22 protein-coding genes and 1 pseudogene are annotated in these 15349 nt (G+C 70.6%); 14 read left to right on the top strand and 9 right to left on the bottom strand.

The genetic code is table 11. The annotated features are described in order from the left end of the window. Positions 1–33 precede the first annotated feature (33 nt). From ABZ939_RS04560 to ABZ939_RS04575, 4 genes and pseudogenes are all read left to right on the top strand, one after another. Positions 34–237: a cold-shock protein gene (locus ABZ939_RS04560; protein WP_010985582.1), complete on the top strand. Its 204-nt coding sequence runs from the start codon at positions 34–36 to the stop codon at positions 235–237. Positions 238–569: 332 nt separating this feature from the next. Next, complete coding sequence (locus ABZ939_RS04565; RefSeq protein ID WP_361849229.1) at positions 570–2042, top strand: DEAD/DEAH box helicase; 1473 nt, start codon at positions 570–572, stop codon at positions 2040–2042. A 50-nt stretch (positions 2043–2092) separates the two neighbouring features. Continuing rightward, positions 2093–2529, top strand: a pseudogene (locus tag ABZ939_RS04570) (hypothetical protein). A gap of 6 nt (positions 2530–2535) precedes the next feature. Continuing rightward, positions 2536–2844 carry an SCO5918 family protein gene (locus ABZ939_RS04575; RefSeq protein WP_361849232.1) on the top strand — a complete coding sequence of 103 codons (309 nt, stop codon included), beginning with the start codon at positions 2536–2538 and terminating at the stop codon, positions 2842–2844. Positions 2845–2932: 88 nt separating this feature from the next. On the opposite strand, the gene ABZ939_RS04580 is transcribed toward ABZ939_RS04575, so the two are convergent. After that, positions 2933–3292, bottom strand: coding sequence for a hypothetical protein (locus tag ABZ939_RS04580; RefSeq protein ID WP_361849235.1), 360 nt, complete (start codon positions 3290–3292; stop codon positions 2933–2935). Between the two features lie 661 nt (positions 3293–3953). Between ABZ939_RS04580 and ABZ939_RS04585 the strand changes: the two genes are divergently transcribed. Both ABZ939_RS04585 and ABZ939_RS04590 read left to right on the top strand, forming a co-directional pair. Further along, entirely contained in the window at positions 3954–4292 is a 339-nt protein-coding gene (locus ABZ939_RS04585; protein ID WP_361849238.1) for a MerR family transcriptional regulator, read from the top strand. A 168-nt stretch (positions 4293–4460) separates the two neighbouring features. Then, positions 4461–5660 (top strand): PP2C family protein-serine/threonine phosphatase, encoded by a 1200-nt coding sequence (locus tag ABZ939_RS04590; protein WP_361849241.1) that lies wholly within the window; start codon positions 4461–4463, stop codon positions 5658–5660. A gap of 92 nt (positions 5661–5752) precedes the next feature. On the opposite strand, the gene ABZ939_RS04595 is transcribed toward ABZ939_RS04590, so the two are convergent. After that, positions 5753–6247 (bottom strand): DUF5994 family protein, encoded by a 495-nt coding sequence (locus tag ABZ939_RS04595; protein WP_361849244.1) that lies wholly within the window; start codon positions 6245–6247, stop codon positions 5753–5755. A gap of 478 nt (positions 6248–6725) precedes the next feature. Here ABZ939_RS04595 and ABZ939_RS04600 point away from each other — a divergent pair, with 478 nt between their 5' ends. From ABZ939_RS04600 to ABZ939_RS04615, 4 genes are all read left to right on the top strand, one after another. Beyond that, entirely contained in the window at positions 6726–7295 is a 570-nt protein-coding gene (locus tag ABZ939_RS04600) for a DUF5994 family protein (protein WP_361849247.1), read from the top strand. Between the two features lie 4 nt (positions 7296–7299). Beyond that, on the top strand, positions 7300–7509 hold the full coding sequence (locus tag ABZ939_RS04605) for a hypothetical protein (protein ID WP_361849250.1): 210 nt from the start codon (positions 7300–7302) through the stop codon (positions 7507–7509). Positions 7510–7628: 119 nt separating this feature from the next. Continuing rightward, positions 7629–7895, top strand: coding sequence for a hypothetical protein (locus tag ABZ939_RS04610; RefSeq protein ID WP_361849253.1), 267 nt, complete (start codon positions 7629–7631; stop codon positions 7893–7895). A gap of 41 nt (positions 7896–7936) precedes the next feature. Next, a complete protein-coding gene (locus tag ABZ939_RS04615; RefSeq protein WP_361849256.1) occupies positions 7937–8206 on the top strand; it encodes a hypothetical protein in 270 nt (89 codons plus the stop codon). A gap of 179 nt (positions 8207–8385) precedes the next feature. Here the strand turns inward: ABZ939_RS04615 and ABZ939_RS04620 are convergent, their stop codons facing one another. Continuing rightward, on the bottom strand, positions 8386–9216 hold the full coding sequence (locus ABZ939_RS04620; protein ID WP_361849259.1) for a hypothetical protein: 831 nt from the start codon (positions 9214–9216) through the stop codon (positions 8386–8388). A 122-nt stretch (positions 9217–9338) separates the two neighbouring features. Here ABZ939_RS04620 and ABZ939_RS04625 point away from each other — a divergent pair, with 122 nt between their 5' ends. From ABZ939_RS04625 to ABZ939_RS04635, 3 genes are all read left to right on the top strand, one after another. Next, positions 9339–10073 (top strand): hypothetical protein, encoded by a 735-nt coding sequence (locus ABZ939_RS04625; RefSeq protein WP_361849261.1) that lies wholly within the window; start codon positions 9339–9341, stop codon positions 10071–10073. A gap of 140 nt (positions 10074–10213) precedes the next feature. Then, entirely contained in the window at positions 10214–10618 is a 405-nt protein-coding gene (locus ABZ939_RS04630; protein WP_361849264.1) for a hypothetical protein, read from the top strand. A gap of 55 nt (positions 10619–10673) precedes the next feature. Further along, complete coding sequence (locus tag ABZ939_RS04635; RefSeq protein ID WP_361849266.1) at positions 10674–11045, top strand: DUF952 domain-containing protein; 372 nt, start codon at positions 10674–10676, stop codon at positions 11043–11045. Here the strand turns inward: ABZ939_RS04635 and ABZ939_RS04640 are convergent. The 4 genes from ABZ939_RS04640 to ABZ939_RS04655 form a co-directional block, all read right to left on the bottom strand. Then, positions 11026–11481: a DUF1801 domain-containing protein gene (locus tag ABZ939_RS04640; RefSeq protein WP_361849269.1), complete on the bottom strand. Its 456-nt coding sequence runs from the start codon at positions 11479–11481 to the stop codon at positions 11026–11028. The two genes, ABZ939_RS04635 and ABZ939_RS04640, sit on opposite strands and share 20 nt — an antisense overlap. Before the next feature lie 125 nt (positions 11482–11606). Further along, positions 11607–12059, bottom strand: a complete 453-nt coding sequence (locus ABZ939_RS04645; RefSeq protein ID WP_361849272.1) for a pyridoxamine 5'-phosphate oxidase family protein — start codon at positions 12057–12059, stop codon at positions 11607–11609. 31 nt (positions 12060–12090) lie between these two features. Continuing rightward, positions 12091–12501, bottom strand: coding sequence for an AraC family transcriptional regulator (locus ABZ939_RS04650; RefSeq protein WP_361849275.1), 411 nt, complete (start codon positions 12499–12501; stop codon positions 12091–12093). Between the two features lie 18 nt (positions 12502–12519). Beyond that, positions 12520–12930 carry a VOC family protein gene (locus tag ABZ939_RS04655; RefSeq protein WP_361849278.1) on the bottom strand — a complete coding sequence of 137 codons (411 nt, stop codon included), beginning with the start codon at positions 12928–12930 and terminating at the stop codon, positions 12520–12522. Between the two features lie 154 nt (positions 12931–13084). Here ABZ939_RS04655 and ABZ939_RS04660 point away from each other — a divergent pair, with 154 nt between their 5' ends. Beyond that, positions 13085–13747 (top strand): histone deacetylase, encoded by a 663-nt coding sequence (locus tag ABZ939_RS04660; RefSeq protein WP_361849281.1) that lies wholly within the window; start codon positions 13085–13087, stop codon positions 13745–13747. Positions 13748–13750: 3 nt separating this feature from the next. On the opposite strand, the gene ABZ939_RS04665 is transcribed toward ABZ939_RS04660, so the two are convergent. Together ABZ939_RS04665 and ABZ939_RS04670 are read right to left on the bottom strand one after the other, a co-directional pair. After that, positions 13751–14713, bottom strand: coding sequence for a YafY family protein (locus tag ABZ939_RS04665; RefSeq protein WP_361849284.1), 963 nt, complete (start codon positions 14711–14713; stop codon positions 13751–13753). 85 nt (positions 14714–14798) lie between these two features. After that, the gene (locus ABZ939_RS04670; RefSeq protein WP_361849287.1) at positions 14799–15317 is read right to left on the bottom strand and encodes a GNAT family N-acetyltransferase; all 519 of its coding nucleotides are present in this window, start codon (positions 15315–15317) and stop codon (positions 14799–14801) included. Between the last annotated feature and the right edge of the window lie 32 nt (positions 15318–15349).

Consider the following 15349-nt stretch of genomic DNA (forward strand, 5'->3'; position numbering starts at 1 on the left):
GCGGATGCTGATGTGCCCCAAAGGAGATATGGCATGGCTACTGGTACCGTTAAGTGGTTCAACGCGGAAAAGGGCTTCGGCTTCATCGAGCAGGACGGTGGCGGCCCCGACGTGTTCGCCCACTACTCGAACATCGCCGCCCAGGGCTTCCGTGAGCTGCAGGAAGGCCAGAAGGTGAACTTCGACATCGCGCAGGGCCAGAAGGGCCCGACGGCCGAGAACATCGTTCCCGCCTGACGCTGACGCGTACGACGTAGCTGGGGCCCGCATCCTTCGGGGTGCGGGCCCCAGCTACACGCGTTTCCGCAGCGCCTCCGCCGCAGGAGAATTCCGCGGGAGGATTCCGCCGGGTCCGCACCGGCGCCCATTCGTGTTCCCCTCAGGAGCACAGATCCACATCGCGATCGACACCCCGGACTTCACGTCCGCGCCACGTCGACCATTCCGCTGCCCTGCGACCCCACGGTCGGACATAGCAGCTTTCATATTCGGCCCGATCTCGCAATTCTCCACGCTGCTCGTTCGCTGCGGGAATTCCTTGATATGCGCCGCATCGAGGAAGGTTCCGCATGAACCCCACACGCACCACCGACCGTTTCTCCCGCACCCGTAAAGGCGGCGCCGCGTCCGGGCGGGAAGGAAGCCGCTTCGAGGGGTCGAGCCGCTCGGGCGGACAGAGCCGGCGGCCCGCTGCCGGGCGGGGTGAGTTCGCGCTCCCCACGTCGGTCACCCCCGCGCTGCCCGCCGTCGAGGCGTTCTCCGATCTCGACATGCCGGAGCGGTTGCTCGCCGCGCTCGTCGCCGAAGGCGTGACCGTACCGTTCCCGATCCAGGGCGCAACCCTGCCGAACACCCTCGCGGGCCGTGACGTCCTCGGCCGCGGCCGTACCGGCTCCGGCAAGACGCTCGCCTTCGGCCTGGCGCTGTTGGCCCGTACGGCCGGGCAGCGCGCCGAGCCCCGTCGGCCGCTCGCCCTGGTCCTCGTCCCCACCCGCGAGCTGGCGCAACAGGTGACCGACGCGCTCACGCCGTACGCCCGCGCGGTCGAACTGCGGCTGGCCACGGTCGTCGGCGGAATGTCGATCGGCAGGCAGGCGAGCGCTCTTCGCGGCGGTGCCGAAATCGTCGTCGCCACTCCGGGTCGGCTCAGGGACCTCGTCGCCCGCGGCGACTGCCGACTGGACCAGGTCGCCGTCACCGTCCTGGACGAGGCCGACCAGATGGCCGACATGGGCTTCATGCCGCAGGTCACCGCGCTGCTCGACCAGGTGCGCCCCGGGGGCCAGCGGATGCTGTTCTCCGCGACCCTGGACCGCAACATCGACCAGCTGGTCCGCCGCTATCTGTCCGACCCCGTCGTGCACTCCGTGGACCCCGCGGCCGGGGCCGTCACGACGATGGAGCACCACGTGCTGCACGTCCACGCCGACGACAAGCACGCCACCACGACCGAGATCGCCGCACGTGACGGTCGCGTGATCATGTTCCTGGACACCAAGCACGCCGTCGACCGGCTGACCGAGGATCTGCTGGCCAGCGGCGTACGGGCCGCCGCGCTGCACGGTGGCAAGTCCCAGCCGCAACGTACCCGTACGCTCGCACGGTTCAAGACCGGGCACGTCACCGCTCTCGTCGCCACGAACGTCGCCGCACGCGGCATCCACGTCGACAGCCTCGACCTCGTCGTCAACGTAGACCCGCCCACCGACCACAAGGACTACCTGCACCGCAGCGGCCGAACCGCCCGCGCGGGTGAATCCGGCAGCGTCGTCACCCTGGTCACCCCGAACCAGCGCCGCGGCCTGGCCCGCCTCATGTCGGAGGCGGGGATCCACCCGCGGATCACCCGGATCCGCTCCGGCGAGGCCGAACTGAACCGCATCACCGGCGCGCAGGCCCCGTCGGGCGTCCCCGTCCGCATCACGGTTCCGACGCCCGAGCACCCCACGCGCGACGCCGCCTCCCGCAACCGGCGCAAGCGCCCCTCGCAGGTGACACGCCGCGCGGCCCAGCGGCGGTCCGCCCTCGACGCGGCCTCCTAGAACCCTCGTACTCAGGTCGACGCCCACCCCACTCTCCGCAGGAGGCACTTGTGACACTGGTTCAGACACAGCCCCGCCCCGCGCGCATCGCCCCCACCGACAGGACGGTGGCCGGCGCCGTCGACGAGGCCGAACCGCAGGTCTGGGACGACATGACCGCCGAGGTAGCCCTGTCGGTCATGGCAAGTGCCCGCGCCGAGCGCCTGATCGTCCGCGACGGCGACGGTCGCCGCACCGGCCTGGTCACCCGGGCCCAGCTCACCGCCTTCCGCGCCACTTCCGCGTACACCGACCGGGTGCGGCTGCGCGACCTCCTCCTCCCCCACGGGCTGTCCGCCTCACCCGTGGCCACGACGGCCGAGGCCACGCACCCGATGCGCGACGACCGGTCCGGCACCCCGCCGTGGACGAACACGGCTGCGCTCCGGGCGTCTTGAGCCGCCGCCGCACCCACTGCTGTCGTCCCGACTCCCTCTTCTCCCTGTGAGGTCCCATGCGCTGCGTCATCGCCCGCTTCCCGTTCGAGCTGACGAAGAGCGGTGTGCTGGAAACGATGAAGGGCGTCAAGCCCGAACCGGTCACCGGCGAGTCCGTGCTCATCGGACGCCGCCGGTATCCCGTCAAGCAGGTGGGCGCGGTCATCACGCGCCAGGACCCTCGTGACTTCAGCGCCGCAGAAGTCGTCCGGGCCGTCACCCGGCTCGGCTTCACCTGCAGCAGCCTCCCCGAGGCTCCACCCGCGACCGCCGTCGGTGCGGTCCAGCGGGCGGCCGCCCTGCTCGGCACTTCCGCGGCGGTCTGACCGACGGACAGGCGGATGTCGCCCGCGAACAGAGAATGAGGGCCCGACCGGTGCGCACCGGTCGGGCCCTTCTTGCTTGTCGTCCGACTCAGTGGTCGGAGTAGTTGAAGTCTCCCACGGTCCAGGCGCTGACGTCCTCGATCGATACGCGGTACATCCCACCCGTCTCCGGGATCCCCACCGTCCCCTGGATGATCCGGGCGACGTGGAAGTGCAGATGCGTCGGCGGGCCGTCCTGCGCGGACGGCTTGCTGAAGGCGTCGGCGAACTCGCCCAGGCGGGCCGAATCCGTCAGGACCTCCGTCACACGCTGCCGCCACACCGCTTCGGGAGCCAAACGCCCCGTGATGACAGCCCCACCTGTGATCACGGTCAGGGACATCTGATTGCTCTGCCCGGACTCGACCTTGGCGGCGATGTCAACGAGCAACTCGTCAGGGTTCGACATGAGAGCCAAGTCTATTCACCGGGCCGTCCGGCCGATATGGGCAGGGGCGTGGGCGGGCGGGACGGCGCGGGACGGCGCTCCCCCTCTGTGGCTGCCGACTCCCCACCGTAGGCGCCGGGCGGTGAGATTACCTGGCTGACACACGCATGAAAATCTATGTCGGCCGGAGTAGACATTGGGGCGCAGCGTGGTTATGTTTCTGTCGTAGCCGAGATCGAGGAAGGCCCGGCAGAGGATGAACTGCCGGGCAGCAGTACCCGCAGGACGGTGCGGTGGTGGAGTTCCGAAGCCACGGTTGTTGCAGGACGGGCGACGGGACTGACGACCGGACCGGGTGGCTCGCAGTGTTCAGGAGCCGCCGTGAGCAGTACCAGCAGTACCGCAGTTGGCACGTCGCTTGATTCAGTGGAAGAACGGAGGAGTGCAGCGCCATCAGGATCGCCCGGGAAGAAGCCTTGAGCCCGGGTACCGCAGGACATCGGATAGGTAGGTGGTCTCCGGTCACGCATTCGCGATCCCCGCATCCTCGGACCCGTACCGAGCAGCGATGCGGACAAGGTAAGCCGGCGCAATACTGAGGCCGGAAGATGGTGCAGTTCCTTCGGGGCCCTGGTGCCGTACGGCATCAGGGCCCCTCGACGCGTTCCCCAGAGAGGTGAGAATGACAGCAGATGATCCGATCGGCCGTCTCGACGACGACGACTACCCCGCTTACACGATGGGGCGGGCAGCCGAGATGCTCGGCACCACCCCCGGGTTCCTTCGCGCCATCGGCGAAGCCCGGCTGATCACCCCGCTCCGCTCCGAGGGCGGCCACCGGCGCTACTCCCGCTACCAGCTGCGCATCGCGGCCCGCGCCCGGGAACTCGTCGACCAGGGCACCCCCATCGAGGCCGCCTGCCGCATCATCATCCTCGAGGACCAGCTCGAGGAGGCCCAGCGCATCAACGCCGAATACCGCCGCGCAGCGGCCGACCCGCAGCCGCCGGACACGGACTGAGACGGGCCGACCCAGCCGCCGTTCCCGGGGTCGGGACCATGTGGCGCGCCCTGCCACCGAGGCGCATCCTGATGGCGAGACCGCTGGTGACGGGCCCGGCTCCCGTGTCCGCCGGACAGCAGCGGAGGCGCTGCGCAGCCCGTCCGCCGCCCTGCGGGAGGGAACGGGATGACAGTCGGATCGCCCGGGGACCCGGATCGCTCGGAGAGCTTCGGAGAGGGGCTGCTGGGCGGGCTCCTGGACCGGGCCCACGAGTTGCCGCCCCATCTGGTCGGGCCGGTCGTCGCCGACACCGTGGCCCGCCTGGGGGGACGGGATCCGCAGATCCTGCTCCAGGACTACGGGCAGGAGAGGCTGGTCCCCCTGCCGGGTGACGGACTGGCGGTCGGCGAACCGCATTCCATCGACGGGTCCGAAGCCGGGCGCTGTTTCCTCACCTCGCACCCCGTCGAGTTCGAGCTGCCCGACGGCGTACGGGTCCTGCTGCCGTTGCTGGACGGGGGTGACCAGGCGGGTGTCCTCGCCGTCACCCTGGACGCCGTCGATGACGACGACCGCCGCCTCCTGCGCAGGATCGCCGCTCTGATCGCCGATCTGATCCAGACCAAGAACAGCACCACCGACCTCTTCTTCCGGACCCGCCGCAGCGAACCGATGAGCGTCGCCGCCGAGATCCAGTGGTCGCTGCTGCCGCCGCTGTCGATGGTGACGCCGCGCGTCGCGGTCGCCGGCGTTCTGGAGCCCGCGTACGACGTGGCGGGCGACAGCTTCGACTACGCCCTGAACGGGGACACCTTCCACCTCGCCATGATCGACGCCATGGGCCACGGCCTCGACGCGGCCACGATGGCCACCGTGACCATCGGCGCGTACCGGCACGCCCGGCGGATCAGTATCGAACTGTCCGAGATCTACCTCTTCATGGACCGGGCCGTGGCCGAGCAGTTCGCGCCCGACCACTTCGTGACCGCGCAGATGATGCGGCTGAACACGGACACAGGCCACCTCCAGTGGGTCAACGCGGGACATCCCGCCCCGATGCTGATCCGCCGGCACCGCGTCGTACGCCGCCTGGACAGCCCCACGACCCTCCCTGTCGGCTTCGGAGGAGCCCAGCCGCAGGTCAGCGACGTGACGCTCGAACCTGGGGATCACATCCTCTGCTTCACCGACGGGCTGATCGAGGAACACGCGAGCGGGCAGGAACAGTTCGGCGAGGACCAGCTGATCGACTGGGTGAACCAACTGGAGCGGGCGGACCGAGACGTCCGCGCGGTGGCACGGGACCTCTCCCACACCCTCAAGCGGGCACGCGGCGACGCCACTTCGGACGACGCCACACTCTTCCTGGTCGAGTGGCGCGGATGACGGGCGGATGACGGAGGGACGTGCCGTGAGGTGTCAGCGGTGTCAGGACGGGCAGGGCGGCGCGCCGGGCGGAAGGAGCCGCGCCATCCGGATCACGCCGACTCCTGGCGGTGCGGCACTGATTCGGGAAGCGTGGCGACAAGGATCTCGGCGGCCTGAGTGACGTTACCGGCGTCGACCGCACGGGCCATGGCGTCACGTGCCGTGTCAGGTGCCGTGTCCGGGGGCACCACCAGGAGGGCGAAGTGGTCGTTGTCGCCACGGGTGATGAGAACGGTGTCGTCGCCGACGGGAGAGAAGTCGAGGCGCACGACCCGGTCTTCGACGACCACACGCGTCGGGACCTCCTCCCAGGCGTCGGCGTCCAGGCCGACTCTCGTGATGGGGCCGAGGTGCGTGGTGAGCGCCTGGATCAGGGCGGGCAGTTCGGTCGCGACGTCTCGGGAGCGGGGCCACCAGGCGCCGTCGAGGACGCCTTCGCGGGAGTGCGTCGTCTGCAGCCGGAGCAGGGCGGTGCCGGGCTTCACCGCTCGGTGGATCTCGTCCGGCAGGAGCTTGGGAGGGGTGGGGGTGTCGGATTCGGCCATGGTGGTCCGCCTGCCTGCGCGGGGCCGCCGACGCCTCATGGCCGGCGAGATACCGCCGTGCTCTCACGGTACTCCGCGCGCCTGTGGTCACGCGGTACTCCGCGTACCCGTGGTCGCGCGGTACTCCGCGTACTCCCCGTACCCGTGGTCGCGCGGTACTCCGCGTACTCCGCGCACCCGTGGTCGGTACTCCGCGCACCCGTGGTCGCGCGGTACTCCGCGTACTCGGCGCACCCGTGGTCGCGCGGTACTCCGCGTACTCGGCGTACTCCGCGCGCCTGTGGTCACGCCCGCGGCCCTCGGCCGGGCGGTGCTCCCGGTGGGAAGTCATCCAGTCGGAACAGCTCGTCCGCCCCCGGGGCGGAGTACGCTGAAGGTACCGGGAGTAACTCGAACACCCGCTCCCACGCGGACGTCGTTTCCGGCGATCAAGACACTGGGCCGCCCTGCAGGGCGGCCCGGAGACGGGTCCGCAATCATGACGACCCTCGCACCCCCGCTTTCGGCGCGCCTGTCGCTGACACCGAAGACCACGCTCGCCGGCCTCTTGGACGGCGCCTGGTGGCCTCGTTCGCGTGACCTCACCGCCGAACTGCCGCCCCTGGTCGACGCACTCGAGGGGCCCTACGGACGCATCACACGCGTCACGGTGAACCCCACCCGCTGGCCCGTCGTCCCGCACAAGGTTCCCGCCACCGGGCACACCGTGCACGTGGGCTGGTTCACCGAACAGGATCCCGACAAGATGATCCTGCTCTCCTACACCGTGGGCCGCTGCGACCTGCTGGTGATCCCGCCCGAGACCGAACCCGCCGCAGCCGCCCGGCTCATGACCGCCGCCGCCGTCCCCGGCAGCGTCCTGGCCGCCGGTGTCCTGATGTCCGACGAGGCCGCGACCGGCCGCCGTATGCGGGACGCCCGAAGCAGTCGGGACGCCCGAAGCAGTGAGGACGCCTGGGAGACGGACGGCGGGTCCGCCCCGCCGCCGCCCCGGCACCCGGTCGTCGGCGCGCGGATGATCCCCCTGCCGGGGAACCCGCGGAGGTGACGTCATGGAGACCCTGATCGCGCTCGCGGCGGTCCTCCTGCTGGTCACGCTCGGCACGCGCCTGATCCACCGGCTCAACGCCCAGAACGAGGCACGCATCGCGGCCCACCACTTCAGCGACCCGTACCCGGCCATCTTCCGGCCACCCGGCCACAGCCCCCACACACCGACAGGGCAAGCCTCCAGCCGTCGGCTCACGGGCACCTGGCCCTGACCACCTCAGACCACTCCTCCGACCGAAGGCCGCGGGTGGGGCACCCGACACCCGGGACAACCCACCCGCCGGCCTCTCGCTCGTCCGCGAAGGGACCACACCCCTTGTACCCCACCGACTTGTACCCCACCGACACCGCGATCCTGCCCTCGGCCGGACTCGCCGAGATCCGTATCGTCGCCGCCACCCCCGAAGCCGCCCGCGCGGTCGCCCAGGTGATCCGCCGCTCCTTCGCGGGGGCGGAACAGCGCAGCTACCCCGTTCCCGAAGGCGGCACACGGCTCCACCTCACCGTCGACACCGAATCCGCCGCGGAACCCGCCCGCTCCTGGCTCACCGCCAGCAGAACGTCCACGCGCAGCGGCGCCCACGTCGACGAGGTGTGACGAGCGTCGGCCGTTCCTCACACGCATGAAAGGACTCGGTCATGGCGACACTCCGCGAGCGACAGGTCTACCGCGAACGGGTCCTGACCGCCCTCTACGAAGCCACCGAAGGCAACCGACTCCTCGGAGTCCCGGGGCGGAAGCTACGGAACGACCTGCGCATCCCGGAGGAGGACCTGGCCGCCGCCTGCACGTACCTCGCCGGCGAGGGCCTGATCAGCGTCGACTGGGAACCGGGCAACACACCCGCGATGGTCTCCCTCACCCACCAGGGAATCCGTCGCATGGAGGCCGAAGAAGAACGCGGCTGAGCCGGACCGCCCGACGGCCCGTCGGCCCGCTCTCCCCTCCCGGCCTGCCGGCCCGCAGTCGTACAATCGAAGACGGATCGAGCACGCTCACGTGTGACGATCCGGAAGGGCGGCCTCGGCGTAGTGAATGCGCTGGGGCCGTTGTGACGACCACCGCGATGAGGCCCACGCGCCCGACGTCACGTCGCCGCCCGATGCTGGTGACCCACCTCGCGTGCGAGATCCAGCCCGAGGACCCGGTCGAGAAAGGCGAACGTCTCGAACTTGGCACCGGCCGGTACGTCGGCGCGCGTCGCCACGGTGGCCAGCGTGTCCAGGACAGCGGGGACGCCGAGATCATCAGCCAGCACGGCATGGGCGTGTCGCAGCACATCGTCAGGGATCGGCCTGGACGGTTCCTGTGCCCAGTCGGCCACCAGCTGCCGCCAGTGCCCCAGCGTCCGCCGGGCCTCTTCGAGCGCAGTACTGGTGACCGTGACCGGCGTGCGGTGAGCGTGGCCGAGCATCAGCATCCTCACGGCCAACGGATCGGTCCCCTCCGGGGCGACGGCGTCCAGGAGCCCCGGGGACAGGAGGGGCGCACGGTCCGGGACACCCTTCTCCCCGGACGCCGGGCCGACCTGGCCCACCTCGATGTGGACCCCACCCACCGCGTCCTGTGCGGCGGTCCCGTACGCGAAGAGGTGTACGTCGGCAGCGGCGCAGAGTGATCCGGTCAGATGGTGAGCACCGACGGTGGCGGGCGGGTGGATGCCGACAGCGGACATGGCGCGATCAAGCGCCCCGGCCTGCTCATGCGGCAGGTCCGGCGTGGTGAGGGACGTGCGGGACTGCAGGCCGTGCAGCTCCGCTGTGCGCGCCAGTACGTCACCGACCAGGAGCGCCCGCAGGTCCACCATGCCGATCCCGCCCTCGCTGACCGGCAGGTGGACGCAGATGCTCAGCAGATGGCGGCGTACGGAGGGAATCTCCACGAAGCGGCCCGTACGGGTGTCGACGATGCGCAGCATGATGCGGAGGCTAGTCGCGGAAACCGCCGGCACCGGGGAGGACCTGACCGGGGGCGCGGCATCGGCATGGCAGTGGGCGCGTGCCCCATCCGTGCCCGCGGCGGCGGTGAAAAGCGGTCGACATGCGCGCGGCAGAGTCTCCGCCCCGAGTTGCCTGCGACCGAGGCCACGACGAGCTGGGCGTCGAGGCGCCGGGAGGTAGGGCCCACGCGGCTGCCCACCCGCTCGACCTGACGCCGGCCGGCGAGTCGTCAGCCGCGGATGTCGCGCGGATCGAGAAGTCGGGCGGCGAGCCGGGCGAGAAGACCACGCCCGCCGTGCCGCTCGTCTCGCTCGACAGCGGTGAGGGCCACGAGATGACGCTCTCGTGGCGCGGCGCCCTGCCTGATCCGACCGTGCACGGAACCGCAAGAATTCGCCACCGTCGGCGGCACGTCAGCCATCCACCACCAAGGAACGTCATGGGATCAATGGAACTCGATGACCTAGAGGCATCCCTCGCCACCTTCGACTCCGCGGGTAGCACGTTTGCGATCGTAAGCATCCTGATGAACAACCCACTGAATCTGCTGGAAGTCGAAGCCACCGACGGACTGCGCATCGTCCTCGAGAAACTCGGGGAGGGATCGGATTACAGGATCATGATCTCAGGCTTCACCTACGACGAGGTACCGGCAGAGAAGGCACTACCGTTCGTCACGGCCGTTTTGACAGGCCGCGCTCGAATCCGAAAGAGCGGAAGAGCGCTCCCTGCCGTCTGGCTGACCGTGTCCGTCCAGGATGAAGCATGGGAAGAAAGTCGAAGCGCACGCAGAGGACTGGAACACTGGGAAGCGCTCCTCATGGGCAAGGAATGACTTTCGAAGGCCCTGGTCAGCGACCGGGGCCTTTTCGTCGGCGTCTCTCCGGCGCCTTCGTTTGACGGCGTACGGCATCCGGCGTAGTCCTGAAACAGGGGCCGGTGGAAGCTCGGGAGGGTAGCGAGAGGAGTCGGATCATGCTCGGCGATCTGCTCGGCGAGGAGCGGGGCGAGACCACGTCCATGCGGGTCCTGCCCACCGACGACGGCCACCCCGCGATGGAGGTCTCCTTCCAGGCGGCGGGCACGCTGCTGAACGTCGCGGCCAGGGACATGGGGACGTACGAGTCCTATGTGAGGGCGGACGGCACGCTCTACGGTGAGGGCCAGGGGATCACCATGGGCCCGAACGGCGAAACGGTCACCTGGCGCGGTCAGGGCGTCGGACACTTCACCGACGACGGCGGTGTGAGCTGGCGCGGAGCCATCTATTACGAGACCGCCTCCACCGCGTTCGCCGAACTCGCGGGAGCCGTAGGCGTGTACGAGTTCGAGACCGACGCGGAGGGAAAGGTCGAGGCCAAGGTCTACGCGTGGAAGTAGCTCGCGCGCGTACCTCCACGGGCCGGGGCCGCCCCGGCCCGTGCGAAACTGGCCCATGATCTACCACGTCGTGACCGCCGGTGAGTGGAGCGCCCACCCGGACGCCCCCTACGCGCCCGCCTCCCTCGCGGAGGACGGTTTCGTCCACTGCTCCCCCGACGAAGCGACCACGCTGGCCGTCGTCAACGCCTTCTACCGGACCGCGCAGCGGCCGCTGTTGGCGCTGGTCCTCGCCGAGGAACGGCTCACCGCCAGGCTGGAGTTCGAGGCGGCCGCCCCCACCCCGCCGCCCGGGGTGGACGAGGACGTCCTGTTCCCCCACGTGTTCGGCCCGGTCAACCGCGACGCCGTCGAACGGATCCTGGAGGTCGAGTGGGACGAGCAGGGCCGGGCGACGGCGCTGAAGGTCAGCCGACCGCCCGCTTGATGAGGGCGGCGATCAGCTCCTCGTCGGCGGGGGTCAGCTCCGTCAGGGCGAAGGCGGTCGGCCACATGGTGCCCTCGTCGAGGGCCGCCGTGTCGTTGAAGCCGAGGGTGGCGTATCTGGACTTGAACTTCTGCGCGCTCTGGAAGAAGCAGACGATCTTGCCGTCCTTGGCGTACGCGGGCATCCCGTACCAGAGCTTCGCCGTGAGGGACGGGGCGCCCGCCTTGACGATGGCGTGGATCCGCTCGGCGAGGACGCGGTCCGCGTCCGGCATCTCGGCGATCTTCGCGAGCACCTCGGGCTCCGTGTCCGCCTTGGCCGCGCGCGAGCCGCGGCGCGCGGGCGCCTTCAGCTCCTTGGCCCGCTCCTTCATGGCGTCCCGCTCTTCGGCCGTGAATCCGTCGTAGCTCTTGTCGGACTTCTTGGTGTCGCTCATGGGGGATCTCTCCTCGTGCGGCGCTTCGGGCTCGATCGGGACGACTTCAGATTAGGTATTCGGGGCGGCGCCCGCTTCTCCGGAACTGATCGGATGGCGCGGACGCCGGCGAGGACGCTGCGGGGTCAGCCGAGCCAGCGGCCGTCGCGCATCAGGGTGCGGCCCTGGAGTTCGTTCGCCTCCCGCCAGGCCTGGATGCGCCGTGGCCTGATCAGGAAGTACTGGTAGGGCTCGTCGAGCTCGCTCGGGTCGAAGCCGGTCTTGGCTGCGAACACGTCGCCCGTCTTCGGGGCGAGGTCGGCGAGGTCCACCGGCTCGGCGGCGCCGTCGACCATGACGACGTCGCGCGTCGGCCCGAGGGCGAGGCGTACCTGGCCGTCCGCCAGCAGGTTGCGGCCGGTGACCGAGGCACGTGGCGTCGCGATCAGGAACGCGGAGCCGTCCCAGAGGAACGAGAGCGGGACGAGGTGGACGCCCGGGGAGCCGGACGTCGAGACCCAGAGATCGACGTCGTTCTCCAGCCTCGCGCGGGTGTCCCGCAGTCTCTCGTCGAGCTTGCGCGGCGGCGCGGTGGTCATGGTTGCTCCAGTCGTTTCGTAGGGGTCCGTGTCACGCCGGCTGCGGGACACGTGGCGGCGCCGCGGCGGCGTCGGCCGCCCGCTGCCGGTAGGCGCTGGGCGGCATGCCGACCAGGTCGGTGAAGCGGGTGCTGAACGTACGGGGCGAGGGGCAGCCGACCGCGTCGCAGACCTCGGCGTCACTGAGATCGCCACGGTGCAGCAGCACCATGGCGCGCTCGATGCGACGCTCCATCAGATAGGCGTACGGCGAGGCACCGTAGGCGAGCCGGAACCGGCGGCTGAGATCCCCGGCCGCCATGTCCGCGCCGCGGGCGAGGGCCTCGACGTCCAGCGGCCGCGCGTACTCCCGGTCGATCCGGTCGCGGACGCGACGCAGGCGCGCGAACTCCCTCAGGCGCTGCGCCGCGACGAGTGCGCGCCCCCATGCGGGATGGCACATCAGAAAACCCCTCTCATGTCAGCGAAGTTCCTGGATGCGGATCAGGTTGCCCGCGGGGTCACGGAAGGCGCAGTCGCGGATGCCGTACGGCTGCTCGGTCGGCTCCTGCACGACCTCGGCGTCGGCGGCCTGCACCTTCTCGAACGTGCCGTCGAGGTCACGGGTGGCCAGCAGGATCCAGCCGTAGGTCCCCTTGGCCATCATCTCGGCGATGGTGCGGCGCTCGTCCTCGGTGATACCGGGATCGGCGGCCGGCGGCGCCAGCAGGATGGACGTGCCGGGCTGACCGACGGGCCCGACCGTGATCCAGCGCATCTTGCCCTGCCCGACGTCACTGCGGACCTCGAAGCCGAGGGCGTCGCGGTAGAAGACCAGGGAGGCGTCCGGGTCGTCGTGGGGAAGCGCGGTCGTGTGAATGGTGATGTCCATGGCTGTCACGGTAGTTGGGGCCCGGCGGCCTGCGCTTCTCGAATCCTGATCGATCCGACCACGCGTCTCGTACGCCCCTTCGGCGGTTGTGCGGGGCGGGCGGGGGGTGGCTCAATGGCGCGTCAGCCGATGCGACGTACCCGCGGAGCAGCGCATGCCCTCGCCCTACCGTCTCGCGCCCCGGCTTCCCCGGGTGTCGGGCGTCTCGTATGTCTGGTACGCCTCCTACGGCTCCAACATGCATGCCGCACACCTGCGTTACTACCTCACCGGGGGCCGGCCCCCGGGTGCGGCCCGGAATTATCCGGGGTGTCGGGACACGTCGGCGCCCGTGAAGTCGCTGCCCGTCGTTCTCCCCGGCGCGGTGTACTTCGCGACGGAGTCGCGGGTGTGGACCGGGGGGCGTGGCTTCTACGATCCGGCGGCGCGGGGGGTGACCTTCGCGCGGGCCCATCTGATCACCGTCGGCCAGTTCTCCGACATCGCCGCGCAGGAGATGTACCGGGAGCCCGGTGAGGATCTGGACCTGTCCGACGCTCTCGCGTACGGACGGGCCGAGGTCGGGCCGGGACGGTACGAGACGCTGGTGTGTGCCGGCACGCTCGACGGCGTTCCGGTGCTCACGTTCACGGCCCCGTGGCGCGTGAACGACGTGCCTCCGCGCGAGCCTTCCGCCGCCTATGTCCGGCACGTGGCCGCGGGGTTGACCGAATCCGGGGCCTGGGCGCCCGCGGAGATCGCCGCGTATGTGGCCACGTGTCCGGGGGCGGGCCACTGGACGGCCGAGAGCGTGCTGGCCCTGATCGAGTCCGACTGAGCCTCAACTCGCGGCGCGCAGGGCGCGGTCGGCCGTGGCGCGGAGGTGTCGGACGACGTCCGGGTCGGCGTCGAGCGTGTAGTCGACCGGGAGGGCCGCGAGCGTCTGGGCGATGCGGGTCAGGGAGTCGTCGGAGGCGTCGACGAGGCAGGTGGTGCCGTCCCCGGCGGGGCGGATGCGCGTGCCGAGGCCCCGCGTGTGGGCGCGGACGTGGTCGGCGGACGCCTGGACGGTGGCGACGGCGCGATGGCGGGTGGGCGCGGCCGAGAGCCGCTGGGCGACGAAGGCCGCGGGGTCGTCGCCGGGCACCTGGCGGGGAGGGACGCGCCGTCCGGTCGGGGTGGGGTGGGAGATGCGGTCGAGGCGGTAGACGCGCCAGTCGTCCCGGGCGGTGTCGTGGGCGAGGAGGTACCAGAGGCTGCCCGAGGCGAGCAGGTGGCAGGGCTCGACGCGGCGGGAGGCGGTCGCGCCGTCGCGGGTGGTGTAGTCGAAGCCGATGATCTCGTGGTCGCGGCAGGCGACGGCGAGAGAGGCGAGCAGGGCGGGGTCGGCGCGCGGCCCGCGGTCCTCCCATGTGATGCCCGCGACGGCGCCCTGGAGAGCGGTGACCCGACCGCGCAGCCGGCGGGGAAGGACCTGTTCGAGCTTGGCCGACGCGCGCAGGGCCGTCTCCTCGATCCCGGTGAGACCGCCTGCGGCGGTGCGCAGGGCCACCGCGACGGCGACGGCCTCCTCGTCGTCGAGGAGGAGGGGCGGGAGGTCCGTGCCGGAGGCCAGGCGGTAGCCGCCGCCGTGCCCACGAGCGCTGTCGACCGGGTAGCCGAGCTCGCGGAGCCGGTCGATGTCACGGCGCACCGTACGGACGGTCACCCCGAGCCGTTCGGCCAGATCGAGGCCGGGCCACTCCCGCCGGGTCTGCAGCAGGGACAGCAGGCGCAGCATCCGGGCCGTCGTGTCGCTCGTCATGCGTTCCAGCATGCCCGCATCAAAGGACAAGTTCTGTCCTGAATCGCTCCTACGGTGGAACGCGTCCATCCAGACAAATCGGGACCTAGCCCAGTTCCTTGTAGAAGAAGCTGCAGTCCTGAAGGGCGCCCGCGGGGTCGGTGGCGTACGACGGGACCTTGCCGAAGCGGGTCCAGCCGGTCGTGGCGTAGAGGCGGTCGGCCGTGCTGTCCGTCTCCGTGTCGAGCAACAGCAGGGTGACGCCCGCCTCTTGGGCGGCCTGTTCGGCCGTGGAGAGCAGACGGCGGGCGAGGCCGCGGCCACGGGCCGTCCGGTGGACCATCAGCTTGACGATCTCGGCGCGGTGGCGGCCGTTGGCCTTCGGTTCGAGGGCCAGGCTCACCGTGCCGACGATGCCGTCGGAGGTCTCGGCGGTCCAGACCCTGAGGGTGCCGGCGTCGACCGCGGGCTGCCGGGCGTGCCACCAGGCGGCCGCCTCCTCGTGGTCGAACGGCTGGAGAAAGCCCAGCGACGCGCCGTCCGCGACGGCGTCCACCAGGACGTCGGCCAGGCCCTTGACCGCGGTGCCGAACGCTTCGGGGGACAGGTGGGTGATGGTGGCCATCGTTGGTTCCTCGGGGCAGGACGAGCCGGGCG

This window comes from Streptomyces sp. NPDC046712 (assembly GCF_040645695.1).
Classification (GTDB): domain Bacteria; phylum Actinomycetota; class Actinomycetes; order Streptomycetales; family Streptomycetaceae; genus Streptomyces.